The 26277-nt window shown below is 58.0% G+C and carries 24 protein-coding genes; 9 read left to right on the top strand and 15 right to left on the bottom strand.

Annotated features, from left to right (window positions below):
• Positions 1–158: 158 nt before the first annotated feature.
• Together ACUZ79_RS05245 and fabZ are read left to right on the top strand one after the other, a co-directional pair.
• Positions 159–704, top strand: coding sequence for an OmpH family outer membrane protein (locus ACUZ79_RS05245; RefSeq protein WP_192112461.1), 546 nt, complete (start codon positions 159–161; stop codon positions 702–704).
• A gap of 103 nt (positions 705–807) precedes the next feature.
• Complete coding sequence (gene fabZ, locus ACUZ79_RS05240) at positions 808–1275, top strand: 3-hydroxyacyl-ACP dehydratase FabZ (RefSeq protein ID WP_240823926.1); 468 nt, start codon at positions 808–810, stop codon at positions 1273–1275.
• A gap of 134 nt (positions 1276–1409) precedes the next feature.
• Here fabZ and ACUZ79_RS05235 read toward each other — a convergent pair whose 3' ends face one another.
• Positions 1410–2552 (bottom strand): glycosyltransferase family 9 protein, encoded by a 1143-nt coding sequence (locus ACUZ79_RS05235; RefSeq protein ID WP_449250911.1) that lies wholly within the window; start codon positions 2550–2552, stop codon positions 1410–1412.
• Positions 2552–3952, bottom strand: a complete 1401-nt coding sequence (gene wbaP, locus ACUZ79_RS05230) for an undecaprenyl-phosphate galactose phosphotransferase WbaP (RefSeq protein WP_449250910.1) — start codon at positions 3950–3952, stop codon at positions 2552–2554. The genes ACUZ79_RS05235 and wbaP overlap by 1 nt, the downstream gene beginning before the upstream one ends.
• Positions 3953–4517: 565 nt before the next feature.
• On the opposite strand from wbaP, the gene ACUZ79_RS05225 reads away from it, so the two are divergent.
• The 4 genes from ACUZ79_RS05225 to ACUZ79_RS05210 all read left to right on the top strand — a co-directional run bounded on the left by ACUZ79_RS05225 (position 4518) and on the right by ACUZ79_RS05210 (position 7468).
• Positions 4518–5261 carry an ABC transporter substrate-binding protein gene (locus tag ACUZ79_RS05225; RefSeq protein ID WP_240823923.1) on the top strand — a complete coding sequence of 248 codons (744 nt, stop codon included), beginning with the start codon at positions 4518–4520 and terminating at the stop codon, positions 5259–5261.
• 84 nt (positions 5262–5345) lie between these two features.
• The gene (locus tag ACUZ79_RS05220; protein WP_192112457.1) at positions 5346–6038 is read left to right on the top strand and encodes an amino acid ABC transporter permease; all 693 of its coding nucleotides are present in this window, start codon (positions 5346–5348) and stop codon (positions 6036–6038) included.
• Between the two features lie 2 nt (positions 6039–6040).
• On the top strand, positions 6041–6799 hold the full coding sequence (locus tag ACUZ79_RS05215) for an amino acid ABC transporter ATP-binding protein (RefSeq protein WP_022657985.1): 759 nt from the start codon (positions 6041–6043) through the stop codon (positions 6797–6799).
• Complete coding sequence (locus ACUZ79_RS05210) at positions 6800–7468, top strand: amino acid ABC transporter permease (RefSeq protein ID WP_240823922.1); 669 nt, start codon at positions 6800–6802, stop codon at positions 7466–7468. It abuts the gene before it with no gap.
• A gap of 105 nt (positions 7469–7573) precedes the next feature.
• Here ACUZ79_RS05210 and ACUZ79_RS05205 read toward each other — a convergent pair whose 3' ends face one another.
• Positions 7574–7921: a DVU0772 family protein gene (locus tag ACUZ79_RS05205; RefSeq protein ID WP_449250909.1), complete on the bottom strand. Its 348-nt coding sequence runs from the start codon at positions 7919–7921 to the stop codon at positions 7574–7576.
• Positions 7922–7995: 74 nt separating this feature from the next.
• Entirely contained in the window at positions 7996–10719 is a 2724-nt protein-coding gene (locus ACUZ79_RS05200) for a tetratricopeptide repeat protein (RefSeq protein WP_240823920.1), read from the bottom strand.
• 85 nt (positions 10720–10804) lie between these two features.
• On the opposite strand from ACUZ79_RS05200, the gene ACUZ79_RS05195 reads away from it, so the two are divergent.
• Positions 10805–11170, top strand: a complete 366-nt coding sequence (locus ACUZ79_RS05195) for a molybdenum cofactor biosynthesis protein MoaE (protein ID WP_227118567.1) — start codon at positions 10805–10807, stop codon at positions 11168–11170.
• A gap of 188 nt (positions 11171–11358) precedes the next feature.
• Here the strand turns inward: ACUZ79_RS05195 and secF are convergent, their stop codons facing one another.
• From secF to ACUZ79_RS05175, 4 genes are all read right to left on the bottom strand, one after another.
• A complete protein-coding gene (gene secF / locus ACUZ79_RS05190) occupies positions 11359–12462 on the bottom strand; it encodes a protein translocase subunit SecF (protein ID WP_192112453.1) in 1104 nt (367 codons plus the stop codon).
• A 17-nt stretch (positions 12463–12479) separates the two neighbouring features.
• A complete protein-coding gene (gene secD / locus ACUZ79_RS05185) occupies positions 12480–14060 on the bottom strand; it encodes a protein translocase subunit SecD (protein WP_449250908.1) in 1581 nt (526 codons plus the stop codon).
• Between the two features lie 225 nt (positions 14061–14285).
• Positions 14286–14636, bottom strand: a complete 351-nt coding sequence (gene yajC / locus ACUZ79_RS05180) for a preprotein translocase subunit YajC (RefSeq protein WP_449250907.1) — start codon at positions 14634–14636, stop codon at positions 14286–14288.
• 106 nt (positions 14637–14742) lie between these two features.
• Positions 14743–15528, bottom strand: coding sequence for an alpha/beta hydrolase (locus ACUZ79_RS05175; protein ID WP_240823916.1), 786 nt, complete (start codon positions 15526–15528; stop codon positions 14743–14745).
• A 121-nt stretch (positions 15529–15649) separates the two neighbouring features.
• Between ACUZ79_RS05175 and ACUZ79_RS05170 the strand changes: the two genes are divergently transcribed.
• On the top strand, positions 15650–16969 hold the full coding sequence (locus ACUZ79_RS05170) for an amidohydrolase family protein (protein WP_449250906.1): 1320 nt from the start codon (positions 15650–15652) through the stop codon (positions 16967–16969).
• A gap of 79 nt (positions 16970–17048) precedes the next feature.
• Here ACUZ79_RS05170 and ACUZ79_RS05165 read toward each other — a convergent pair whose 3' ends face one another.
• The 3 genes from ACUZ79_RS05165 to ACUZ79_RS05155 all read right to left on the bottom strand — a co-directional run bounded on the left by ACUZ79_RS05165 (position 17049) and on the right by ACUZ79_RS05155 (position 21403).
• Entirely contained in the window at positions 17049–19019 is a 1971-nt protein-coding gene (locus ACUZ79_RS05165; protein WP_449250905.1) for a YjhG/YagF family D-xylonate dehydratase, read from the bottom strand.
• A gap of 149 nt (positions 19020–19168) precedes the next feature.
• Positions 19169–20047: a dihydrodipicolinate synthase family protein gene (locus tag ACUZ79_RS05160; protein WP_240823913.1), complete on the bottom strand. Its 879-nt coding sequence runs from the start codon at positions 20045–20047 to the stop codon at positions 19169–19171.
• A 21-nt stretch (positions 20048–20068) separates the two neighbouring features.
• Positions 20069–21403: a GntT/GntP/DsdX family permease gene (locus tag ACUZ79_RS05155; RefSeq protein WP_449250904.1), complete on the bottom strand. Its 1335-nt coding sequence runs from the start codon at positions 21401–21403 to the stop codon at positions 20069–20071.
• A gap of 178 nt (positions 21404–21581) precedes the next feature.
• On the opposite strand from ACUZ79_RS05155, the gene ACUZ79_RS05150 reads away from it, so the two are divergent.
• Complete coding sequence (locus ACUZ79_RS05150; protein ID WP_449250903.1) at positions 21582–22325, top strand: IclR family transcriptional regulator; 744 nt, start codon at positions 21582–21584, stop codon at positions 22323–22325.
• A gap of 200 nt (positions 22326–22525) precedes the next feature.
• Here the strand turns inward: ACUZ79_RS05150 and ACUZ79_RS05145 are convergent, their stop codons facing one another.
• From ACUZ79_RS05145 to ACUZ79_RS05130, 4 genes are all read right to left on the bottom strand, one after another.
• On the bottom strand, positions 22526–22864 hold the full coding sequence (locus tag ACUZ79_RS05145) for an Hpt domain-containing protein (RefSeq protein WP_240823910.1): 339 nt from the start codon (positions 22862–22864) through the stop codon (positions 22526–22528).
• A 306-nt stretch (positions 22865–23170) separates the two neighbouring features.
• On the bottom strand, positions 23171–24415 hold the full coding sequence (locus ACUZ79_RS05140) for an amidohydrolase family protein (protein WP_240823909.1): 1245 nt from the start codon (positions 24413–24415) through the stop codon (positions 23171–23173).
• A 13-nt stretch (positions 24416–24428) separates the two neighbouring features.
• Positions 24429–25295 (bottom strand): YitT family protein, encoded by an 867-nt coding sequence (locus ACUZ79_RS05135; RefSeq protein ID WP_449250902.1) that lies wholly within the window; start codon positions 25293–25295, stop codon positions 24429–24431.
• Between the two features lie 9 nt (positions 25296–25304).
• The gene (locus ACUZ79_RS05130; RefSeq protein ID WP_240823907.1) at positions 25305–26102 is read right to left on the bottom strand and encodes a sulfite exporter TauE/SafE family protein; all 798 of its coding nucleotides are present in this window, start codon (positions 26100–26102) and stop codon (positions 25305–25307) included.
• Positions 26103–26277: the final 175 nt, after the last annotated feature.

Genomic DNA, 26277 nt, shown 5'->3' with positions numbered 1-26277 from the left:
AAATGACTGTTCCTTTGGGCGCGTCTGATAATTATAGCTGTTTTTCCAAGTGTATTGAACAGTTGCAAGCAGCAGTGGCATCTTCTCTTACGGCGCGCGGGTCATCCCAGTTCCGCAAGGACGACATAACAAATCAGCATTGGGGAAGGAGAACTTTCATGCGCAAGGTTTTGATGACGGCTGTTGCGGTTGGCTTGTTGCTTGCCGGGCAAGTCTATGCTGCAGACGGCGGCGCCGTACCCGCAGCCAAGATCGGTGTTGTTGACATGCAGACCGTGGCGACGCAGAGCGTCCCTGCCCAGGCCGCCAAAACAACAATGGAAAGCAAGTTCGGCACTGAACGTAACGAACTTGAAAAACAGGGCGAAGCGCTGAAGAAAAAGGCCGATGCTCTGAAAAACCCCAAGGCCAGCGAAGAAAAGAAGCTGGACTTCATCCGCTCCAAGCAGGATCTGGATCAGAAGACCCGCAACTTCCTGCGCAAGGTTGAACAGGAAGAAGTGAAGCTTCGCCAGGATATGGTTACCCTGGTTTTCAGCGCCACCTATGAAGTAGCCCGCGCCAAGGGCTTTAACTTTGTGGTGGACGTCACCGCCGGTGGCGTGCTGTACGCCGACCAGTCCATGGATTTGACCCAGGACGTGCTGGCCGAAGTGAACAAGATCTACAAAGAAAAAGCCAACGACAAGAGCGGTAAAAAATAAAGCCCTCAGCCGTTAATTCTCAGGCCTCTCAACCCGGATGGGGCGAGAGGCCTTTTTTCATGCCGCCAACAGGCGGGGAAGAACAACTCATCAGGAGGCCCCCATGCAGGAAACCGCCCCCCAGAATACGGGCATGGACATACAGCGCATTTTGCGCCTGCTGCCGCACCGCTACCCCTTTTTGCTGGTGGACAGGGTTGTGGAATGCGTAGCAGGCTCACACATCCGGGCCTATAAAAATGTTACGTTCAACGAGCCTTTCTTTCAGGGGCATTTTCCCGGTGCCCCCATCATGCCCGGCGTGCTCATTCTGGAAGCTCTGGCCCAGACTGGCGGCCTGCTGGCCGTTTCCGGCATGGACAGCCTTGACGACAAGCTCTTTCTCTTCACCGGCCTTGACGGCGTGAAGTTCCGTCGGCAGGTGGTTCCCGGCGACAGGCTTGATCTTGAATGCAGCAACCTGCGCATGAAGCTCAAGCTCTGCAAGATGGAAGCCCGCGCCTTTGTGGACGGCAAACTTGCGGCAGAAGCGCAGATTACCGCCGCCATCGGCGACAGGCCCAAGAGCTAGTTCCACAAAAGTTGACCGCAATATTTAAGGGGAAGGGATTATTAATCCCTTCCCCTTAAATATTTCTGCCCTCCGGCGCAAGGCATCTGCCTACAAGCAGACACGCAACGGAGATTTTTTTACTGCTAATTGCCCTAAAAGAGCGAAAGACTGTGCAAGGCATCCACCACATCTTCCACTGGCAGCGAATCAAGACAGGTGGTGTGGGGCCGTGGATATTCAAAACCCAGATTGAGGTAGGCGTATGGCCCCTTGTGCGGCAAAAGTGCGCGCACATGACGCCCCACCGGCCCCCAGCGCAAGGGATTGGTCGGCCCGTGCAGCCCCACTGTGGGCGCTCCTGCAAGTGCTGCCAGATGCATGGTGCCCGTGTTTACGGAGACTACAGCCGTAGCTCGGCTGAACAGCCAGGCTAGGCCTGCGAGTGATGTTCTGCCCGCAAGCGAAATAGCAGGGCACTGAGGATGCGCCCGCAAAAAAGCGTCATTACGCGGGGCATCGGCTGGCGCACCGGTCAGGTAGACCTCAAACCCCTTGCTGCTCAGCAGCCTGACCAGAGCATCCCAACTGTCGGCGGGCCACTCCTTGAGCCATGCATTGGAGCCTGAGGGCCACATGTGCAGATAAACCCTCTGCGGCAAGGCATCGCCAACTTCCCCTGTGGGTTCCAGCCTGCCGCAAAGTTCCTCAGGCAGATCATCCGGAGGCGACTGCGGCAAAAGCAGGCGCGGCGCACCTTGAAGATCCGGGTACAGAGCGCGTCCCAGCTCCATAAAATTTTCCACCTCATGCCTGTCATTGCGGTGGGGCACCTTGGCGTCATAGCCAAAGGCGCGGTGCTGCCCTTCCGTATCAAAGCCCACTGTGGTTCGAGCGTTGGAAAGATTGCTCAATATGGCCCCAAGCCGCGCCCACTGGGTGCTGTCAATGAGCACATCCAGGCGCTGCGCTCTCAGCCATGCAGCCATTGCGGAAACATCTGCCACCGCAAAAGACGCGTACTGGTCAATACCAGGGATCAGGCTGACGGTGGCGGCATTGGCGCGGGACACAAGCAGGGCTACATGCACGTTGGGCAATCTCTCGCGCAGAGCTGTGATCAGCGCTGAAAGCAGCAACAGATCGCCAATGGCCCCCAGACAGATAAAACCCACCCGCTGCGGCGCGGCATCGGGCACAGATTTTTTGCCCAGGCGCGCAACTGCGCTGCATGCCGCCAGGGGTATGCCCGCATAACGATCAAGCAAACGGTTAAGCCTGTTGCCGCGTTCTCCCATCAGTATGCTCCGTACCCAGTTATGACCACAGGAATCGTTTTGGCCAGTATCCACAAATCCATCCAGACAGACCAGTTGTTGATATAGTAGTGGTCAAAGGCCACGCGCTCGGCATAGGTGGTATTATTACGGCCAGATATCTGCCACAGCCCGGTAATACCAGGGCGCACCATGCAGTATTCTTCATACACCGGGCCGTACTTCTGAATTTCGTTCTGCACAATGGGGCGCGGCCCCACAAGGCTCATATCGCCAATGACCACGTTGAGCAGCTGCGGCAGTTCATCCAGGCTGACCTTGCGCAAAATGCGGCCCACGCGGGTTATGCGCGGATCATGCTTGAGCTTGTGGTCTTTCTCCCACTCCGCCCGCAATTCAGGATCGTGCTCAAGCACTTCTCTGAGCACCATATCGGCCTTGTCCACCATGGTGCGAAACTTGAAAATCCTGATCTCGCGCCCCCCGTTGCCAATACGCCGCTGGCGATAAAACACGGGGCCCTTGCTGTCTATGCGGATAGCTAATGCCAGCAGCAAGCCAAAGGGCAGTAACACCACGCCGCCAAGGGCGCAGAGCAGCACATCCATAAACCTTTTGACCCGCAGGCGGCGCTTGTCGCGCAGGTTTTGCCGTACCTGCAAGCCCACGGCAGTGCCAAGGTCGCGCGGCGTCAGCCAGTGCGCGCGGAAGCCATCGTTGAACGAAGGCACAACAAGAATGCGCTCAAAATAACGGCTGGCTTCGGTAATATAGTCAAGGCTCTGCCCCTGATCCGCCTTTTGCAGAATCATGGCCATCGCCTTTGGCTTTGCCTGCGCCGTTTCCGCAAAGAGTTTGCGCGCGGCGTCCTCGTTAGTAGGCAAAGAATATATGGCTACCGGGCGCAGCCCGCGCTCGGGGCGGCGCTTGAGGTACCGCCAGAAGTCACGCCCGGCGTTGCCGCTGTCAAAAATTATCAACGGTCTGCCCCACCAGGGGCGGCGCATAAACAGGCGGCGGCAATAGCTGCGCATGAGCGGCAGGGTAAAGACAGTAGCCAGCCAACTGCCCGCAATGACAATCCGGGAATAGGTATCGCCTGCTTTTGAAAGAAAAAGCACGGCCAGAATGATGCCGTACATGAGGCTTGTGAGCTGAAACAAGGCCTTAAGCTCGCGGTGCGGAGGAAGGCTTATGCTTTGATAAAGGCCAAGCCCGGCGGCCATCACCGGTCCCATGAGCAACAAGGGCAATGCCCCGCGATACTGTGAAAAATCCACGTCGCCAAAAGCGGCGCGCACAAGAAACACCACCAGGGCCGTGCCCAGGATGGTAAAAAGATCAGCAAGACAAAGCAGGGTTTTTTGCGGGGAAAGCCCGCAAGCCAGAAGCGCCCTGACCCAGAGGGGATATTGTTTCATGAGGAGCAGCGCTGTGCCAATGGACCGGCACCACGTTTACGCGCGGCAAGCCGCGCTGTTGCTGAGAACACAGATACTCAAACAGTGTAATGTTATTCTCTTTCTTCACAAAGCACAATAATCCCCCATGCGATACTGGCAGACCCCGGCGGCCCTGTGACGCGGGCTATCGCCCTTGCGCCTTACACATATTCACGAAATGCTCTCGCTTTCGGGTCGGCAAAGCCGACACCGGCTCGTACATTTCGGGCCGCCCCTGCCCCGGCGGCCCTGTGACGCGGGCTATCGCCCTTGCGTCTTACACATATTCACGAAATGCTCTCGCTTTCGGGTCGGCAAAGCCGACACCGGCTCGTACATTTCGGGCCGCCCCTGCCCCGGCGGCCCTGTGACGCGGGCTATCGCCCTTGCGTCACAGTCCTCCTTCTGTTACAGAAAGACCTTGTTTTGCAGTGGCCGCGCGGCGTTGGTAAAAAATTCCAACCGCGCAGGTATGCGCGCCAGCCGCCCCGGGCGGCAGTGTCGGCGCATGTCCGTTCTGTCCTTTCCGAGGGGGAAATTGAACATGAAGAAGCTTCTCGTCTGCGCCCTGCTGGCCGCCATACTGGCCGCCGTGCCCGCATTTGCCAAAAAGGCCTATGTGAACGGCATCGACCCCGACTATCCGCCCTTTGCCTACATGGATGAAAAAACTGGCAAGCCCGCTGGTTTTGACGTGGATTCCATGAACTGGATAGCCAAAACCATGGGATTTGAAGTTGTTCACAAGCCCATGGCATGGGACGGCATCATCCCCGCCCTGCTCGCCAAGCAGATCGACATGGTTGACTCCGGCATGAGCATCACCGCAGAGCGCGCCAAGGTTGTGCAGTTCTCCAACCCCTACTGGACGGTTTCGCGCGTGTTTGTTGTGCCCGCCGATTCCAAGCTGACCCCTGCCGATATTCTGAGCAAAAAAATCCAGCTCGGCGTGCAGCGCGGCACCTCTGAAGCCAACGACATCAAAAAAGAGCAGGAAGAAAAGAAATATCCTTTTGAACTGCGCTTTTACGAGTCTTCACCCCTTGCGGTTGAAGACCTCCTCAATGGTCGCATCCAGGCTGCCCTGATGGACGAACTCCCCGCCAACAACGCCATTGAAAATGGCCGCGCCGTCAAAAAGGCCGGCACCCACGGCGAACCCGACAATTTCGGCGTTGCCATGCGCAAAGACGACAAGGAACTGCAGAAGCTGGTGAACGAAGGCTATAAAAAGCTTATGGCCGACCCCTACTGGAAAGAACTGCAGCAGAAATACCTGAGCAAATAACGGACGCGCAAGCGCCCACACGTCAAGCGCGAACCGCCTGCAACCAGACGGTTCGCGCTTGTGCGGAAAAGGCACCCTCCATACATGAATTCATTGCTTGTGGTATACAACGCCCTGCCCTCCATTCTGTCCGGCAGTCTGGTTACGGTGGGCAACGTCACCCTGTCGCTGACAATGGGTCTGCTGCTTGGCGTGCCCATGGCCGTGGCCCAGGTTTATGGCGGCCCCTGGCTGCGACGGCTGGTGGCGTTGTATGTTTGGTTTTTCAGAGGTGTGCCCATCTTGGTGCTGCTGTTCCTCTGCTACGGCCTGTTCATCAGCATCGGTATTTCCATTGATCCATTTTTCATCTGCTGCATCGTTCTTGGCAGCACCAGCACGGCCTACCAGTCGCAGATTTTCAGGGGCGCTATCGAAAGCCTGCCCCACGGGCAGCTCAATGCCGCGCGCGCCCTTGGCATGCGCGAAAGCACGGGCATCTGCTCCATTATTTTACCTCAGGCCATGCGGCTCTCCATCCCTGGCTGGGCCAACGAATTTTCTATTCTCCTCAAGGATTCGGCCATCTGCTTTGTGCTCGGTACGCAAGACATCATGGCCCGCACCTCGTTTGTGGCGGCCAGAACGCACGAGCATCTGGCCCTCTACGCCACAGCGGGAGTGCTGTATTTTGTGCTGACGCTGGTGGTGCTGAAACTGTTGCGTCTTCTGGAACAAAAAATCCATGTGCCCGGCTATTCCTCAGGAATCGGCATGGAAGGCATGGGTATGGGATAAGCATGAGCGTGGATCAACAAGCGGTATTGCAGGTCAAAGGCATTTCCAAGATGTTGGGCGGCAAGCCCATTCTGGATAATTGCAGTCTTACGGTTAACCGGGGCGAACTCAAGGTGCTCATCGGGCCTTCCGGCGCGGGCAAGAGCACATTTCTTCAAAGCATCAACTGCCTTATTCCCCCGGATTCCGGCGAGATTTATCTTGAAGGCCAGTTGCTCAACCGCACGGACAAGGCAGCACTCTGCGCCTTTCGCGCCCAGGTTGGCATGATCTTTCAGGATTTCAACCTGTTTGATCACCTCACCGCCGAAGAAAACGTAGCCATAGCCCTCCGCAAGGTGCGCGGCATGTCTGCTGCCGATGCGCGCGCCCGTGCTCAGGAAGAACTTGCCCGTGTGGGCCTTGCCCGCCGCGCAAGCCTGTACCCGGCGCAGCTCTCTGGCGGCCAGAAGCAGCGCGTGGCCATGGCCCGCGCCCTCGCCATGGATCCCAAGGTTATTCTGCTTGATGAGCCGACCTCGGCCCTTGACCCCGAACTTGTGGGCGAAGTGCTTGCCGTTATTCGCGACCTTGCCAGCGGCGGCATGACCATGGTCATGGCAACACATCAGATGGATTTTGCCCGTGCCCTTGCCACCGAGATTATTTTCATGGAACACGGCAAACTCATTGAACAGGGATCGCCCGCAGTGCTGCTGGCCGAAGGGTCAAACACGCGTACCCGCGATTTTTGCCAGCGCCTGCTGGAGATGGGGGCCTAAGTGCTGGACACGGCCTTTTTCAGCAACGAACTGCTGCCAGCCCTGAACCGAGGGCTGCTGGTTTCGATTGCGCTCATTATTCCAGCCGGGAGCCTTGGCTTTGTGGGCGGCGTGCTCCTGGGCTGCGCCCGCGCTTTTGGGCCGCGCTGGCTGCGCCGCCTCGGCAATGGCTACACCTCGCTGATACGCGGTGTGCCACTGGCCGTGCAGCTGATGATGATCTATTACGCTCTGCCCAAACTTGGCATATTCTTTTCGCCCTTTGGCGCTGCCCTGACCAGTTTCACACTCTGCACAGCCGCCTATCAGTCGGAATACGTGCGGGGAGCGCTGCTTTCCATCAGGCAGGGGCAGGTGCGCGCCGCGCAAGCGCTTGGTTTCAGCCAGTGGCAGACAGTCTCGTGGATCATCATTCCTCAGGCAGCCAGACGCGCTCTGCCCGGCTGCGGCAATGAGATCATCTATCTTATCAAGTACAGTTCGCTGGCCTATCTGGTTACGTGCCTTGAGCTCATGGGCGAAGGCAAGGTTGTTGCCTCTGACACGTTTCGCTTCACTGAGGTCTTTATCGCTGTGGGCGCTTACTATCTGGCAATGGTCACGCTGGCAACGTTTCTGCTGCGCTGGCTTGAAGACAGATACCGTATCCCCGGCTTTGGCGCGCGCTGACGCCGCTTTGACTTTTTTCCATGTCACGAGAAAGGCCCGCTTTACGCGGGCCTTTTAACATTTTCTTGTATCTTTGGGCACATCAGGTGCACCCTGCGCTGGGCATCAATCCTGCCCAAGCTCCTTTTTGAGCCAGGACTTCACTTCGGGCGTGGGTTCGCTTATGCCGCGCCATGAGCCGTGAACCTTGCGATAATCTTCCATCAGCACCGCTGGCAGAGGAACGGTAATCAAATCGTCCGCTCTTTCAGAATTGCGCTTCACAAGCCGGATAACAGGCGGCTCCTGCCAGCTGTCCACCACAAAGTAATGGGATACGTCTTCCTTTGAGCGAACCGGGGGATATTCTGAATGCCAATCGTTATTTCCCCATTCCAGATACATGGTGACGGCGTGTTCAGGGCTGAGGTTCCAGTCTATATTGTAAAGAGAAAAATCCTTCAGGGATGTCATGGATTCCTCCTTGTGTGCTTGATTTATTAATAACAATTATCGATAAATTACGCAAGAGGCTGGGCCAAGTTTAGCTACTTCTTCCCCGATTGCTCCGCGTCCTTCTTTTTTTGGGCGCGGTCCGCCTCAAGCCTGCGCTGCTGACGAATACGCTCAAGCCGGGTTTGCTGCGCCTGTTCACGCTGCTGGCGCGCCTCTTCAAGCAGACGTTCACGCTTGCGGTCAAATACAATTGTCGTACGCAGGGCCGCAGTTCCCAGAGAAACCATAGTCACAATGAGAATCAGAATTTTCTGGATCGACCACGGCTCGGAGCCGAGAATATCCCGCAGCCAGCCCAAGTGCAGCGTTTCGCCCCAAAAATAGACCACCGGCACCGCAACAAAACAGAGCAGCAATCCCAAGGCCTCCAGCCACATGAACGTTTTGAGCAGGGTAAGCCCAAAAAGAGTACCATCGCGCACCATTCGTAAAAATTGCAGGCGCTTGCGCAGACTACGCAGTAGTTCTGCCAGATGGGGCGTTTCGCCCTGAGCGCGCTTGAAGGCCTCGGCCTCCTTGAAGTTGCACGAAAATGCCCGGTTGATGATGCCCGCGCTCTCGTTAAATTCCTGACTGAACTCCCGCAACGCCGCAGGAAAGGGGAACCAGGAGGCTTCATCCCGAATTTCCTGCAAGATATCAAGATAGTACTTGTATCGATTGCGGAGATCTTCAACTTCGCGGGCTATGCAGTCTTCCATTTCCCTTTCGAGGTTGGGCCGCTCAGCCACGACCTTGAGGTAGGCAAGATAGTTGTTGATATTGGCGAGGGTTTCCAGTTCACGCACCTTTTCGCCAAGTTGCAACTGTACAGGATGTTCCGGCGCAAACCAGGCATTGATGCGGGCGCTGATCTCATTGACACGAACCCGGTCTGCATCTGCGCATTTTTTGGCATCTGTCCACAGGTCATACAGGGCGGAGAGGATCAGCAGTCGGCCACGCTCAAGTGCCGGATCGATGAGAACCCTGTTGAAGTACGAGGGTTCCTCACGGATGAGCGTTATAAGCTGATCCAGAATAGGCTCGCAAAAACCCATTTTTACCTGACAGACAATTTCGCGGTACTTGACCTCGCGCCACTGGGGCATGACGCGCCAAATTTGTGAATACTGTTCTATGGCCTGAGAAAACTGCCCTTGTTCTTCTGCCAGACGTGCAAGAAAAAATTCTGTCCAGGCCTGCAAGGCGGGCGACGGCGTTAGCACCGCCGCATTGCGGAACGCCGTTTCCGCCCGGGGGTAGTCGTTACGCTCAATATGCGCAAAAGCCTGCACCATGTGCAGACGCGGATCGCGCTGATGCCGCGAGATTGCCTGGCTTATCTTCTTTTCCATCTCCGACATTTCAGACGGAGTCGTGGTTATGAGCTTGTCCAACAGGTCCCATGCGGGGCTGTCATCCTTGGTGGGGACGGCCTCGTTGGGCTCTGGCTCACGCATGCGGTAAAGCCAGTGCCGCGGCACGTTGCGCAACTGACAGGCAGAATTGATCTCAAGCACGGCGCGCAGCACCACAGCGGCATCGTCTTCGCCGCCAAGCACTGCCCCGTAGCCGCCTGCTCCTTTTTCCGTCAGCGTCATTTCTATGCTGCGGAACCCTTCATTGATGGCTTCAAGATCCAGTTGCCCGATTTTTTCCCACACTTCCTGACTGTTGGAAGCTGGCCCAAAACGCGTGGGACATTCTGACGAATCGTGGCTGTGAATACCACAATAAACGCAGCCCGTTCCAGAAGGGCTGGGCGACGTGAGGCGGCTTGGCATCAGCAGCGCAATAGACCTGCCGCTGAGGCTGTTTTCGTCCAGCATCACGTTGCACCAGCTGTCCATAGCCATCTGCTCGCCGGTAAATCGCAGATCGCGAACAGTGAAACCCTCGCCCAGCAGATAGGCATTGCGATAGCTCAGGTAGGGGAAATCCGGCATGAGATTATCCCACTGCAAGCCTATTTTTTTGGGCAGATCAGCATTGAAATTCAGATTGTTGCGGTCGGCAACCACGCTTACACAAGGCCAATAGCCCGCTGCTTCGTTTTTTTCCTTGTCAAAGCTGTGCAGATAGTCGCGCATGAAGGTACGCAACATTTGCAGGTTGTCTATGGCAATCATCATGAACGTATTGTCCACGATGGATTTGATCTTGTGCTTTTGCAGCAGGGCTTCTAGCCGCTTGAACATGGACGTCCAGCCGACCTGATAGGCCTTGTCCAGCGGGCTGCCCAAGGGGTGCAGCACGGCAAACCAAGACTGAGTGGAGGCGTAGGGCATACGCACGTCAACCGTCATGGAAGCCCAGTCAACACCAGCCATGCCCTGCCGCCCGGAACGGCGCTCAAACGTTATGCCGGGCAGGCCTTTTTTACCCTCGCGGCTCTTGGGATGGATCCAGATTTCAAGGGCATCTGTCACAACGATCTGCTGGGCCTGCAAGGCGCCGTCCAGCAGCAGATTGACCTCGCGCTTGCGCCCGAACTGCAACCGCCCTGGGAACAGTTCAATGGCAACAGGCAATTCATTAAAATTGCCCCACACCATCAGTCGGGCCAAAGCCAGAAAAACGTCGTCAGTAAAGAAGAACCAGATTGACTGCTCTGCTTCTTCACCTACCAGCATGCCGCCATAATTCAGCAGCGTCTGGCCTACGGCGGGGGCGAGTCTGTCGTGCCAGCTCACCCACACCACATGGCCCATGGTGCTCATGCGCACATCAATATTGCCCGGCAGGCGTGAGAGTAACTGCGATAAATGCGCCATGAATAAAATCCTTTATACAAAGGCTGCCATGTTGTAGCCTTAAATGAACGGCGTTGATCTAGCCAATAAAACCAAGGCGGTTTTTATGGACATTAACAAAACTCTTCAGGAACTCAAAGCCCGCCCCGGCTTCGCCGACCACGTGGGTATGATGCTGGTGCACAACGGCGTTGTGCGCGCATGGTCGCGCGGGGATCATGCCCCGGTTACCGCAGTACGCGTTTCACACGACACTGCTAAAATGGACGCCATCTGCCGCGAGATGGAAAAACAGCCGGGAATTTTTGCCATCGTTGCCCAAGCCGAGGAAGGCCTCCTCAAACCGGGCGATGATCTGCTCTTTCTTGTGGTGGCGGGCGACATACGCGAGCACGTTAAAGCCACCTTTGCAGAACTGCTTGACCGTATCAAGGCCGAGGCCGTCATCAAGCAGGAAATTCATGATGCCTGACGCTTTTGCTTCTGTTTGCCTTATCGGCTGACTTGTAAAAAAGGCATGCCCACGGCATGCCTTTTTTCATTGCCGATTCACAGCGTACACAATCCGTATGACTGACAAACAAAAACCCCGGTTGCCTTGGCAACCGGGGTTTTTCACTAATCTCTCAGGCAAAGCAACAGAGCGCGTTGCAACAAAGGCTACACAACGCCGTGCTCGCCGGGGCGCTCGTACTTGGCACCTTCCTGAGCGCGCTGAGTATAAAACTCGGAGTCGCCCAGCGCCAAGAGAATGGCCGAGGACACGTAAATGGACGAAGCAGTACCCACAAAAACGCCGATGAGCATGGTCAGGGCAAAATCATGGATAACACCGCCGCCAAGCACAAAGAGCGAGAGTGTTGCCAGCAGCGTAGTGCCGCTTGTCAGAATAGTACGGGAAAGGGTCTGGTTGACGCTGCGATTGATAAGCGCAGACATTGTCAACTGTGGCGCTGCTCGCAGATTTTCGCGCAGGCGGTCATAGACGATGATGGTATCGTTGAGCGAATAGCCCACCAGAGTCAGCAAGGCCGCCATAACATTGAGGTCAATTTCAACCCCCATAACAGACAATAGCCCAAGCGTGATGCTGACGTCGTGCAGCAGCCCCACGATTGCCCCAAGCGCAAAGTTGAGCTTGAGGAAAAAGCAGACGACCAGCGTAATCGCAAGTGAAAGCAAGACAAGCCAGCCCATGCCAAGCCCGGTGAGTCCGGCGAGGTACATTCCGCCCCACAGAGCGCCCGCCATTATGGCCCCCGCCATCCAGCGCTGCTCAAAACGGCCCGAAATGTAGACTGCGATCAGCAATACTGAATAATACAGAGCTGCAAGAGCCTTGTTGGTCAAATCAGCGCCGACCTTCGGGCCGACAACTTCAAGTCTTTGTATTTCAGCCTTGTTGTCAGGAAAAGCGCTTGCCAGCGTATCTATCAGGGCCGTGCGCAACTGGCTGGCGTTGGCATTTTCTGACTGGGAAAAACGCAACAGATAATCCCTGTCGCCATCGCCAAACCTCTGGGTGCTGATGCCGGGCAAGGCGGGTACATCCAGACTCTTCTTGAGCGCCTCATCCTTGACAGGATGTTCAAATTGAATCTGGGCGATCACGCCGCCAGCAAAATCGATACCCATTTTAAGGCCCTGCCCCATGAACATGGAAGCTAGGCCGACCAAAATCAGGAGCACTGAAATGCCATACGCCCAATAGCGCTTGCCGATGAAATCCAGATTGGTGTCGTGCTTGATAAATGCGAAACCCATAATTGCCTCCCGGCGCGCTATATGCTGATGCCCTTGGGGCCGCAGTGCCGCGCCCACTCCTCAAAAATGGCCCGCGATACAAAGATGGCCGTAAACATGGAGGCGATGATGCCCAGAGAGAGCGTCACCGCAAAACCCCTGATGGGGCCGGTGCCGAACTGGTACAGAATCACGGTAGCGATGATTGTTGTCAGGTTCGAGTCGGTAATGGAAATAGCAGCGCGGTCAAAGCCCGCGCGTACTGCGGCAAGAGGCGTGAGGCCCAGCCGTATTTCCTCGCGTATGCGCTCGTAAATGAGCACGTTGGCGTCAACCGCCATACCGATGGTCAACACAATACCGGCAATGCCCGGCAGGGTCAGAGTGGCGCCAAAAGCAGCCATACCCGCCATGACAATAAGCATGGTGAAGCAGAGCATAACGTCGGCAATAAGGCCGCTCATGCCGTAATAGACCGCCATGAACACAACAACGCATACTGCGCCGACCATCGCCGCACGAACACCGCTGTCAATGGATTCCTGACCCAGCGAGGGGCCAACAGTGCGTTCTTCAAGCACAGACACCGGGGCGGGCAGCGAACCTGCACGCAGCACAATGGCAAGATCCTGGGCTTCGGCAGTGGAGAAGCTGCCAGAAATACTGGCTCTGCCCCCACCGATGCGCTCGCGGATGGACGGCGCGGAATACACCTTGCCATCGAGCACAATGGCCATGCGGCGGCCCACATTTTCTCCGGTGACGCGTTCAAAGATGCGCGCACCCCGGGCATTGAAATTCAGGGTAACATACGCCTGGTTCACGTTGTCAAAAGCGGGCCGGGCGTCCGACACATCTTCGCCCGTGAGCATGGCGTCTTTTTCAACAGCGATGAGGGTTTCCTTCTGCTGCTGACCGGGGTTCTTTTCCAGCATGGGCAGCGCGATCACGCCAGGGGGCAGCACGGCCTTACCGGGGTCAACGTCCTCGCGCACCAGATGGAACTCAAGGTGCGCAGTCTGCCCGATAACCTGCACGGCGCGGCGCGGGTCAGAAATACCCGGCAACTGCACCTGGATACGATTGTCGGACTGTTTGCGGATATCGGGTTCGGCCACGCCGAACTGGTCAATGCGGTTGCGGATGGTGCGCAGAGCCTGATCAAGCGAAAGGTCTTCAATGCGCTTGACTTCCGCTGCGGTGAAGTGGGCCACATAGCGCAACTGCCCGGCTTCGCCCGCCTGCGGTTCGCCTACGTTCAACTGCGGGAACTGTCGGGCCAGCAGCTCGCGAAACTTCGGTTCGTTTTCTGCGCGCGGCAGCACGAATTCAAGAGCGGTGCCGCCCACCACGCGGGGGCGCAACACAACAATCTTTTCATCTTCGGCCACGCGGCGCAAATCCTGCCCGGTCAGGGCCAGCGAATTGCTCACGGCCTTGGCAACGTCAACGCCAAGCGTCAGATGGATGCCGCCCTTGAGGTCAAGGCCGAGATTGATTTTGCTCGACGGCAGAACGCGCTCAAGAGCTGTTCCCAGATAGGGAACGCTGGGGAGCGCGTAAACAAGGGACAACACAAAAACCATGATGGCTATGGACAAGCGCCAGAGCAGACCCATCGTTCACCTTCCACACAACAGATTAAGCTTTGCCGCAACCGCGCGGCTATCCCTTGAGGGACAGCCGCAGGGCTACCGACAAAGCCGGAAACTCCGAAGACCCGAAAATCCGGGCACGTCAAGAGGCAAAAGCCCTTGAGCCGATCCGGCAACAGCCAGTCCAGCTCATGGGCCATGCACTTTGCCCGCCTGGCAGAGGCAGACACAAGCCGCCAAAGCGACCTGCTACTTTTCTTCCTTGGTGTCCTTGCCGCCCTTGACAGGCACAACGCCGCCGATGGCGCCGCGAGAAACGCGCACCTTGGCTTCGCCGCTTTCAAGAAGCACCTGTTCATCGTCGATCTCAAGAATACGACCAAGCAGGCCGCTGGAGGTCATAACGTGGTCGCCGCGCTTCAGTTCGGACAGCATCTGCTTGTGGGCCTTGGCCCGCTTCTGCTGGGGACGGATAAGCAGGAACCAGAAAATGACAAACATGACGATGAGGGGCAGAAACTGCATCAGCATTTCCTGTCCGCTGGCGGGAGCGGCCCCGGCCTGAGGCGTGCCCATGGCATAAGCTAAGGATTCAAACAAAACGCACCTCCATAGGGTGTGGGTATAGCATTAAAAAAGTACCGCCCGGCATCGGCAAGGGCAAAAGGTTGCCCGCGCCCGATTTTCGCGCAATGCCAGCCAATTTCTATATACGCTGCGGCGCAATCTTGCAAGCCTTTCCCGCCGCCACTTCGCTGGCAAAGGCAGCGACAATGGCGGCCACGCGGCCACGGCTTTCCACGTGCGTTGTTGGCAAATGCCCGCCGTGAGGGCTTGTTACCCGCAAAAGATGCAGCCTCGCATCAGTCGCGCCGCACTGCTCAACTAGAAAACTGGAATTGAAGGGCGGGCATACTCCATCACTATATAGCTGCACGGCGCACAACGGCACAGATATCCCGCCAAGAGCCGCCCTCGCCTTTTTTTGCGCCAGCGCCAATTGCTGCAAGTGGCGGTACGAGCACAGGGTTTCGTGTCCCTGCCAGGGGGCAACGGCCCGGCTCGCCGCAGATCGTGGCGGCAACTGCCGCACTGGCTGCAAACGGCACCACAGGGGCAGCAGCGGCATGCGCCAGTCAGCAAGAAAAAAGGGATGCATACGCCACAAGAAAAGCGGCGTTGCCAGCAGGGCCAGGCCCGCCAGGGCCGGAAGTCGCCCCTCGGCGGCCTCTGCGGCAATGTTCAGCGCCAGCAGCCCGCCCAGCGAGTAGCCAGCCAGCAGCACTGGCCCGCCCGCGCACTGCTCAAGGTAGGCTGCGCGGGCGCAGTCAAGCCACTGCGAGTATGAACTTGCCAGATATTCTTCTTCCGAGGCGGCATGTCCCGGCAGCACGGGGCACAGGGCAACATGGCCCGCAGCTTCAAGGGCATCGGCCACAGGCCGTACCTCAAAAGGGCTCCCCGCCAGACCGTGCAAGACCAGACAACGCATGCTGTTCACGCCATTTCACCCGGTACGGCAAGAACTCTTGCCAAGCGCGAGCCAGGGCGCTACACCTGAAATCTCGCGTCGTTAATAGAAATATCACGCCAACCTGTCTGCGGAGAAACGCATGCGCCACTGCGACACATTGCTCCATGCCGCCTGCATCGTCACTCAGGACGAGCAGCGCCGCGTTATAGAAAAGGCCTCTCTGGCCATCGACAAGGGTCTGGTTGCCGCAGTCGGCCCCACCGCCGAAATTATCCAGAACTGGCAGTCCGGCAACACCCTGCACCTCGAAAACATGCTCGTTCTGCCGGGCCTCGTCAACGCCCACACCCATGCAGCCATGACCTTCCTGCGCGGCCTTGCCGACGACATGCCGCTCATGGACTGGCTGAACCAGCGAATTTTCCCAGTTGAGCAAAAGCTGACGCCGGAAATGGTGCGCCTCGGCAGCCTGCTTGGCTATGCGGAAATGCTGCGCACCGGCACCACCGCCTGCGTGGACATGTACCTTTTTGAAGAGTCGGTCTTTGAGGCCGCCGACACGGCAGGCCTGCGCTGCCTGGGCGGCGAAGCAGTTTTTGCCTTTCCTTCTGCGGCTTTTCCAGGGCCGGAGGCTGCGCTTGACGCCACCCGCGCCCTGGCGGAAAAATATCGTAATCACGACCGCCTGCGCGTGGCCGTGAACCCGCATAGCGTCTACACCACCACGCCGGAAATCCTGACCGCATGCCGCGACCTTGCGCAGGAGCTTGCCCTGCCCCTGCACATTCATCTGGCGGAAACCCCGTCAGAAACGCAGATATGCCTGTCTGCCCAAGGCAAAAGACCTACGGAATACTGCCGTGGCCTTGGCCTGCTCGATGTGCCCTGCACCCTTGCCCATGTGGTGGATGTGACCTCGGCGGAGCTTGACCTGCTGGCCCGGCAAAAGGCCGTGGTGGCCCACAATCCCTCGTCCAACATGAAGCTGGCCTCGGGCGCCGCTCCGGTGGCTGCCATGCTGGCGCGCGGCATGCACGTGGGCCTTGGCACGGATGGCGCTGCCAGCAATAACAGGCTGAACATGTTTTCAGAGATGGGCCGCGCCGCCCTGCTGCACAAGCTCACAGGGCTTGACCCCACACTGCTGCCTGCGGCACAGGTACTGGATATGGCGACCCTTGGCGGCGCTGCCGCCATGCACGATGAACGCCTTGGCTCGCTGGCCCCCGGCAAGGCAGCCGACTGCGTGGCCCTGGACCTCAGCGAACCGAACCTGCAACCCATGTATAATGAAGTGTCGCACCTTGTGTACGCGGCCACGGGTATGGAAACCCGCATGACCATGGTGGGCGGCGAGGTACTGTATCAGGACGGGCGCTTTACCCGCTTCGACTACCCCGCCCTGTGCGAAGAGATGCGCAGCGTGCGCCGCTTTGTGCTCGAGGCGTCTGGCGCGTAACTGTTTATTATTTGTCTATGTCAAAGGGCCGCCCCGTATCACGGAGCGGCCCTTTTCATTACAAGGCTCTATGGGGCTGTTACATGCCCAGGGCTTTTTTACCAGCCTCAAGCACTGTGACAATCTTGTCCACATCATACACGCTGCCGCCCCAGGTGCCGCCGCTCACGGCCTGCAAGGCCGCCCACAGGCGGGTGTCGTCAGGCAGAGCGGGCGCGGGCTTGAGGCCGGGGTGCGTTTCGCGTCCGGCAAGCACTTTGGCCCCTTCTTCCGGCGTGAGGGGATGCTGCGGGTCAGTACCGATAAAGTTGACGCGGCCTTCCAGCTTGTTGCAATCCACCACCATTTCCACAATATCGCCGTCGCGCAGTTTTGAAACAGGGCCGCCCACCAGTGCTTCCGGCCCGATATGGCCCACGCACGCGCCAGTGGAAACGCCGGAGAAGCGCGCGTCCGTCAGCAGGCACACATACTTGCCATACGACAGATGCTTGAGCGCCGAGGTGAGCTGATAGGTTTCTTCCATACCGGTGCCGCATGGGCCGCCGCCGATAACCACGAGCATATCGCCCTTTTCGATTTTTCCGGCCTTGATGGCCTTGATGGCGTCAGGCTCGGCTGTGAATACCTTGATGGCCGCCGTGTGACGGTAAACGCCGTCAGCATCGATGACCGTGGGGTCAATGGCTGTGGACTTGATGACCGAACCCTCGGGCGCAATGTTGCCCACAGGAAAGGTAATGGTGGAGGTCAGGCCGCGCTCCTTGGCGCGGGCGGGCGACATGATCACATCGTCCGGCTCCACGTTGTCCAGCTCCTTGAGCATGCGGCGGAAGTGGGCCCGGCGTTCGCTCTTTTCCCACCATTCAAGGTTTTCGCCCACGGTGTGACCGGTAACGGTGAGGGCGTCCAAGTGCAACAGGCCGAGGTCGCGCAGGTGCAGCATGACTTCCGGTACGCCGCCAGCCATGAAGGCGCGGACGGTTGGATGATACACCGGGCCGTTGGGCAGCACGCTGACCAGACGGGGGGCCAAGCTGTTCACACGCGCCCAGTCTTCCACCGTGGGACGGTGGCAACCGCCCGCATGGGCAATGGCTGGCAGGTGCAGCAGCAGGTTGGTGGAACCGCCAAAGGCCGCATGCACCATCATGGCGTTTTCAATGGCCTTGTCGGTGATGATATCCTTGATTGTGATGCCTTTTTTCAGCAGGCCCATCACGGCCTTGGCCGACTGACGGCCCACTTCTACCCACACGGGTTCGCCAGAGGGGGCAAGGGCCGTGTGCGGCAGGGCCAGACCAAGGCCTTCGGCCACAACCTGCGAAGTGCCGGCAGTGCCGAGGAACTGGCAGCCGCCGCCAGCGGAACCGCAGGCGCGGCAGCCAAGGCGGGCTGCGTCCTCAAGGCTCAGCTCGTTGTTGGAATAACGCGCGCCGATGGTCTGCACCTTGCCGAGGTCTTCGCCGTCGGTGGGGGGCAGGGTCGAACCGCCGGGCACGAGTACGCAGGGCAGGTCGTGCATGGAGGCCAGGGCCATCATGGTCGCGGGCAGGCCCTTGTCGCAGCTGGCAACGCCGATAACAGCGCCAACTGTGGGCAGGGAACGGATCTGCCTGCGGAAGACCATGGCCGCATCGTTGCGGAAGGGCAGGGAATCATACATGCCAGTGGTGCCCTGGGTGCGTCCGTCGCAGGGGTCGGTCACATACGAGGCAAAAGGCACGCCCTTCTGCTGTTTGATCTCCTTGCTGGCGGCGGAAATCTGCAAGCCCAGTTCCCAGTGGCCCACGTGCAGGCCCAGGGCGTCGGGGGTGCCGTCGTCGTTGCGCTTGCCGCCAAGGGTGCTGATGATCAACACGTTGGGGCCAAGAATATCTTCGGGCTTCCAGCCCATGCCAGCATCCAGGGTCATGCCGAAAATATCGCCGCAGGGCAGTTCGCGCAGCATGTCGCCAGTGAGCGGCAGCGAACCCTTGGGGCCGGAAGCGTGGGTCTTTACATCATATACATCGTTCTGCGGATTGGCGTAAATATCTGCAATGGACATAGCATACTCTCTTTGTTGAGAAGTTGCCGGTTTCAGCGGGCGGCCTGAGGGAGGCCGCCCTTTGCATCATTACAAGGCCCTGAAACCGTGACGGCGTCTGCGTAACCAACGCCGATTGCTCCATCTGGGCATTTCACGCTTGAAATGCCTTAAAAACCGCGCATGAATTCCCGCACGGCAAACATCTGGGCAGAAGTTGCCTCCTGATAGGGGGACGCAACCGTGGCAGAGGCAAAAATGCCCGCATCCACAAGCAGGCCCTTCATGGCCGCCATAAAGGGTGAGGAGAATCCGTACACCCCCACAATGCGGTTGAACAACTGCTGATACTTCATGGTGCCGTCAAAATCGCGGGCCTTCATGGCATCGCGCCATGCCACGCACAGGTCGGGGCGCACGTTGGAAACAGCCGCAATGCAGCCATCGCCGCCGGCCAGAACGTTTGACGCAAAGTTATGATCAAAGCCGCTCAATACTTCAAAGGATGGGATGTTGCCCTTGACGGTCTGGATAAGCTCCACCGTGTGGGCCATGTCAGGAATGGTGTCCTTGATGCCCACAATGTTGGGATATCGGCGGGCGAGTTCAAGCACCACGCTGGGCGAAATGCTGTACCCGGTGCGGTCAGGGTAGTTGTAGATGTACACCTTGCCGCGCACCTGCTCCGCCACCGCGCCGAAGTAGCTCATCACATCCGCATCGGTGAGGGCAAAGTACCACGGCCCCACCACCATCACGCCGTCCGCGCCCTGCTCAAAGGCAAAGTTGGACATGGCGACGCATTCTTCAACCCGCATGTCGCCAGTGCCGATCAGCACCTGCATACGGCGGTCGATATGCTTGATGGCCGCAGAAATCAGGCTCTTGCGTTCTTCAACAGAAAGATGCGGAAACTCACCGGAACTGCCAAATATGGCCGCACCGTCAATACCGGCATTAATAAGAAAGTCGTAATGTTTGAGGCACGACTGCACATCGATTTCTGTTTTGCTTTTCAGCGCGGTAAGTGTGGGCGTTATATATTTCATCATACTCTCCATATAGCTCTGTTAGATAACAAACGATGCCAGGTAGCAGAATATCGCCGTGATGATCGACACGATGCAGCCGGACAACGTGAAGGACAGGTACATGTCTTTGACCGACATGTTCAGGAATTCGCGGAAGAACCAGAAGCCGGAGTCCGTAACGTGCGACCAGCCAATGGCGCCAGCGCCAATGGAAATGCACATGAGCGCAGGGTCAACAGGATGCACGGCCAGCACAGGGCTGATAAAGCCCGCAGCCGTCATCATGGCGACGGTGGCGCTGCCAAGGGCAAAGCGCATGATTGAAGCAATCAGCCAGGCCATGATGACCGGGTGCATGTTGAGCGTGACCAGCACGTCCTTGAGCACGTTGCCCATGCCGGAATCCATGATGACCTTGTTAAAGCTGCCCGCAGCGCCAATGACCAGCAGAATGGAAACCATGGGCAGGAGGGATTTGTCGCAAAAGCCGCCCAGCTCAATGGAGCTGAAGCCCCGCTTCACGCCAAGGAAGATCAGGGAAGCCACGGCGGAAATGAACAGGGCGATCACAGGGTGGCCCAAAAATTCCACCAGGGGCATGTAGGGCGCATCCTTGCTGGAGGAAAATTCCACCACGGTCTTGCCGATCATGAGGATCAGCGGCAGCAGTGTCAGCAGCAGGGTTCCGCCAAAGTTGGGCAGGTCGCGGCCATCCTTGCTGATAACCGTGGTAACGGCCCCTTCAGGCAGCGGCACAATGATGTTTTTGCTGATGTACTTGGCAAAGATGGGGCCGCCGATGATGGCGCCGGGCACCACCAGAACGAGGCCGTAAAGGATCACCTTGCCCACATCGGCGTTCAGTTCCTTGGCAATGGCCATGGCTGCGGGATGCGGCGGCACAACGCAGTGCACAACCAGCAGGCCAGTGTAGAGCGAAAGCGCCACCAGCAGGATGGAAAGCTTGGATTCCTTGGAAATGGAGAAGGCCAGAGGCATCAACAGCACCATGCCCACCTGGGCAAACACCGGGATACCGCAAATATAGCCGATAATGAGCATGGCCCAGTAGGCCTTGGTCTGACCAAAAACGCCAATAAGCGATTTGGCGAGCCGCTGCGCGCCGCCCGAGACTTCGAGCATCTTGCCCATGAACGCGCCCAGCGCCAGGATGGGAGCCAGAAAGCCCAAGGTATTGCCCATACCCTTTTCAATGGACGAGCCAATGGCCCCCAGGGGCATGCCGCTGGCAATCCCCAAAAAGGCGCAGGCAGCCATCAACGCCAAAAATGCATGAACCCTGTAACGCACGCACAGCAACACGATGCCGACGATCGTCACACCAAGAATAATCAGAGCACCTGTTGTTCCCATTTGGTCACCCTCTTTTCAGGATTGCAGCCTCATTGTTTGTATATACGAACTCAATACGTAAATACAAACTATACGGACAGACAATCTGCGTCAAGCATCCCCTTGACCCTTTCTTGAAAAAATTATTTTTCCGTGCAAAACAATGGGCATGCAAGACCAACAAAAAACGACTGTCCACATGCCGACCCAGCGGGTCATTTCACTTCTTGAAGCCCTGGCTGATACAGAACACGGCCTCACGCTTACCCAGCTTGCCCAGTGCATCGGCAGCAGCAAGGGCACGATCTCGCCTATTCTTGAAACCCTGCAACAGCATGATTTTGTTCGCAGAGATAAGCTTTCTGGTAGGTATGAACTAGGACGGGGCCTGTACCTGTTTTCAGAGGGTTTTCGCACGCAGGATCCACTCATGGCACAGGCGCAGTCCTGCATGCGGCAGGTGGTGGACGCCTGCGCCGAAATCTGCCAGCTGGGCATTCTCTCCCATACCGAGGTGCTCTACATAGCCAAGGTGGATTCGCGCGAGCCTATCCAGATCATATCGCGCGTGGGGTCGCGCATGCCAGCCCGCAAAACGGCTCTGGGCAAGGCGCTGCTCAGCCAGTGCAAAAGGGAGGAAGTGGTCGCCCTTTTTGCCGGGGAGCTCTGCACCGAGCCTTTTGACATGGACGCCTTTCTGGAAGAGCTGCAAAGGGTACGTCAGGGGGCCATCGCAAGAGATATTGGCGAAATCAACCCGCAGCTGCATTGCTACGCTGTGCCTGTTACTTTTGCCGGACGCGTGGACTGCGCCATGAGCGTCTCCCTGCCAGCCTTTCGCGACACGCCGGAGAAACACCAGCAGGTTGAGAACGAACTGCGCAAGGCGGTGGCAAAGCTTGAGCAGTTCATGGACGAAACGCACGAATGCTTCTGCCCCTAGGGTTGTGACAGACTGGCATTAAAATATTTTGCGGGGGTGAGGGCTTTTTGCATAAGCGCATCCAACCTGCCCCTCTCGTAGTACTTCAAAATTGCAGGGATCACCGGCCAGAAACAGGCCCGCGCACACCTGCTGCCATAAAAAAAGCCCCTCTGCCGGACATTCCAGCGGAGGGGCTCAACTTTTTCAGCAAAGTCAGCCTACTGCGTCATAAAGGCGTGCATGGTCACAAGCGTGTCCATGTGCGCGGCAGAAAAATGGCTCATGGCGCGGTCGGTATCCGCCCCGGCCTTGACGGCCATTTCAAGCTCAAGCGCAGCGGCGGCCAGCGCCTTGGCCCCCAGGTTGGCGGCTGCGCCCTTGGTGCTGTGCACAAGGTTACGGGCTTCTTCCTTGTTGCCGCTCTTCAGGGCCTGAGCCACCTTTGACGGGGTGTCGCGCTCTGTCTCGATAAACTTGGCAAGCAGCTTGACATACATGTCACGCTTGTTGAGCACCCTGGCAATGGCTTCCTTCCAATCCAAAACTTCCTCGGTCATGTTGTCCTTCTTGGCGCAGGTTAAGAAAAAGCGGCAAGCCGCTTGCAGTAATAACGCGGTCGGCATCCCCAAACCCGGATAAGCCGCAAATACCCCCTGGCGGCGCACCCGGCAGGCTGGCGATACATGCCGTAACGGCGTCAGTCTGCTGGGCGAATACTGCCAGCAACAAATTACCCTGACAAGGACTTTATGCGCCAAACACAAACACAGGTAATCGAGAATAATTTCAAGGCATTTACAGCTGCCTTCAGAGGCATTAAAGCTGTTCGCGACCCTTGCCGGGCGCTGCTGGCTCGTGGATGGCTAGTAGGTCAGGTTTTCTGGCAGTACACAAAAATCCGCAGGCCCGCCCTTTTCCAGCCGCCCAGCCCCACAGCCCAGAAGATTCAGAGCGGCAGCGCCGTTAACCGTCAGCATGCGCACCAGAGCTTCCGGCGGCACGTCCATTGTTTCGCGTAGCCACACCGCCTCTTTGCGCACATCCAGATCGCGGTTGGAGGTCAGCCCGTCCGTGCCAAGGCACAACAGCGCGCCGCTTTCCATAAGTTCGCGCACAGGCGGCACCCCTACGCCAAGATTGCGGTTCGAGCGCGGGCACAGGCACAGGGCCGCGCCGCTGGCTGCCAGCACTTCCACTTCCTGCGCATCAAGCTGTACGCCGTGCACGGCCAGAGTACCGGGGCCGAGCAGGCCCAGCTTCACCGCATAGGCCAGCGGGCGCAAACCCGGCGCAGACCAGTCTGGCGGCAGCACTCCCCCGGCGTACAGATCGCGCAAAGGCCCGCTGCCCGATGTGAGCAACTGGGTTTCTTCGGGCGATTCCGCAAGGTGGAAGGAAAACACGCGCCCCATGCGGGAGCAGTCCTGCCGCGCGGCGCTGAGGATTTCCGGCCCGGTGGAATACAGGGCATGCCCGCCGGGAGCGCAACGGGCCATGAGAAATGGATCATCAGCCAGAGCCTGACGGCAACGCGGCGGCCAGGGGCGTTCACCATCGGCAAAGGGCGCGCCAAAGCCAAACCATTCGCAAAAATGGCTTGCGGTCAGCCCCGCCTCATTGCAGGCCGCATCGGCCAGAACCGTGCCGCCGGGCAGGGATCCAGTGATGTTGCCCACATACAGCGTGCCGTACAGGGCCAGCGCGGCGCAGGCGCTTTCCACGGCATCCGCCTGCGGGGCAGCGCCCAGCAGGGGAATAAGGCTTTGCAGCCAGGCGGTGAAGCCACGCCCCCAGCGGGTTTTCTCCGCCAGATGCGAAAGTTCCAGATGCGTGTGCGCGTTGACGCAGGCAGGCGCAAGACAAACAGCGCCCACGTCGCGCACCAGCGTACCTGCGGGCAGTTTTGCCTGCGACCACGGCAAAACATCCTCCACCAGCCCGCTACGCACCAGCAGCACGCCGTTATCGATCTTTTTCAGCGGGGCAAAAAGGCGGGCGGCCCGTGCCGGGCCTTCGCCACCAAGGGTCAGAATGCTCTTGGCCCTGATGGCCAGCAAGGCCCCCGACGGCTCGTCAGATTCAGGAAATTCCGTGGCTTCAGGGTTCATGGGGCCTCCGCCGTCAACGGCTTCTGCGGGCAAACTGCCCGCCCGACACATAGAACGTGTTTTCCACAATGAACAGAGCGCGCGGATCAATGCTGAACACCAGATTCTCCAGCCGCTTGAGCGCCACATTGTTGGTGACGGTGAGCAGAATTTCGCGGTCGGAGCCGGAATAGGCCCCCTTGCCGCGTACAAGCGTAGCGCCAAAGCGCTCTGTCACCAAAATGGCCTCGCTGATTTCTTCACCGTGGTCAGAAATGATCATCACAAGCTTGCGCCGGTTGAACAGGCCCAGCACATATTCCAGCGTACTGGCCGAAATGAACATCATCAGCATGGAAGCAACAATGAGGTCCAGCGCCATGTGCGAGGCCGCCGTAAGAAACAGCAGGGAATTGAACAGAAAATTGAATTGCCCGATGGGTACGCTCCAACGTTCCTTGAGCAGCACGGCAACCACATCCGTACCGCCGCTGCTGCCAAGCGTGCGCAGCATGATGCCGCAAGCTGCGCCGTGCAGCACCCCGCCCACCACGGTGGCGTACACTTCGTTGGTAATGGGAATTTCAAAGGTGATGAAAAAACTGAACAACGTGGTGCAAAGGGTTCCGTAGGCCGTGTAGAGCAAAAAACGTTTGCCCACGCCAAACCAGCCCAATGCGTACACAGGAACGCACAGCAGGGCATACCAGACCAACGGCGTGAGCGTGCCTGTCCAGTAATTGACCAGCAGGCCCACGCCCATGACTCCCCCGGAAAGGAAGCCATGGGGCGCGGCCACGCTCTGAATGCATATGGCCATAAGAACCGCCCCCAGCGTAAGCCAGAGCAGGTTCCAGATCACCGATTCGGCCAGAGCCTTGTTGTACGACTGAAGCTTCATGGGTCTACGTTACACCAGGCCCCAGATCATCTTCAAGGCCACCAGGATCAAAAAACAGGCAAAACCTTTCTTAAGCTTGTCGGCAGGCAAGGCATGCGAAAGCTTTGCTCCAAGCGGAGCGGTCATAAAGCTGGCTGTGGCAATGCCCAGCAGCGCCCACAGGTTCACAAAGCCAAGCGACATGGCGGGCAGATCAGGCCTGCCCCAGCCGCCCACAATAAAGCCCAGCGTACCCGCCACGGCAATGGGAAAGCCAATGGCGGCAGAGGTGCCCACGGCATGGTGCAGCGGCACGTTGCAAAAGGTCATGAACGGCACGGAAAGCGTACCGCCGCCGATACCCACAAAGCTCGACACAAGGCCGATGACTCCGCCCACGCCAGCGGTTCCCATCTTGCCGGGCAGATCGCGACTGGCCGGGGGCCGGTAGTTGGAGAGCATCTGCGCCGACACAAAGAGGATAAAGCAGATAAAAAATATCTTCAGGAACATGGTGGGCATATGGGTGGCAACAAGACCACCGAAGAACGTACCCACAAGAATGCCGGGGGTAATGGCCTTGAAGATATCCCAGTGCACGGCGCCACGGGCATTATGCGCCCGCGCGCTGGAGATGGAGGTGATCATGATGCTGGCAAGCGATGTGCCGAGCGCCATCTGCTGCACATACTGGGCGGGAACACCCACTGTGGGGAAAATGGCAACCATCAGGGGCACCAGAACAATGCCGCCGCCAACACCCAGAAGCCCGGCCAGAACACCGGCCACAGCCCCGCACAAGACGTAGGCCACAAGAGACACAAGCATGTGGTTCTCCTCGCTGAAGATACTTACAGCCGCGCCGCAAAACGTCTGCATCAGTGCGCGGTACGCTTACAACTAGACAATGCCCCTGCAAGCGTCAACCGACTTTTTGCTTTACAAAGCGCCCAAGCGCGCCTACATTTGCTACTTATGAAGACCAACGCCCGTTTGCGCAATT

This window comes from Desulfovibrio faecalis (genome assembly GCF_053570625.1).
This window is presented reverse-complemented; position numbering and strand designations above follow the sequence as displayed.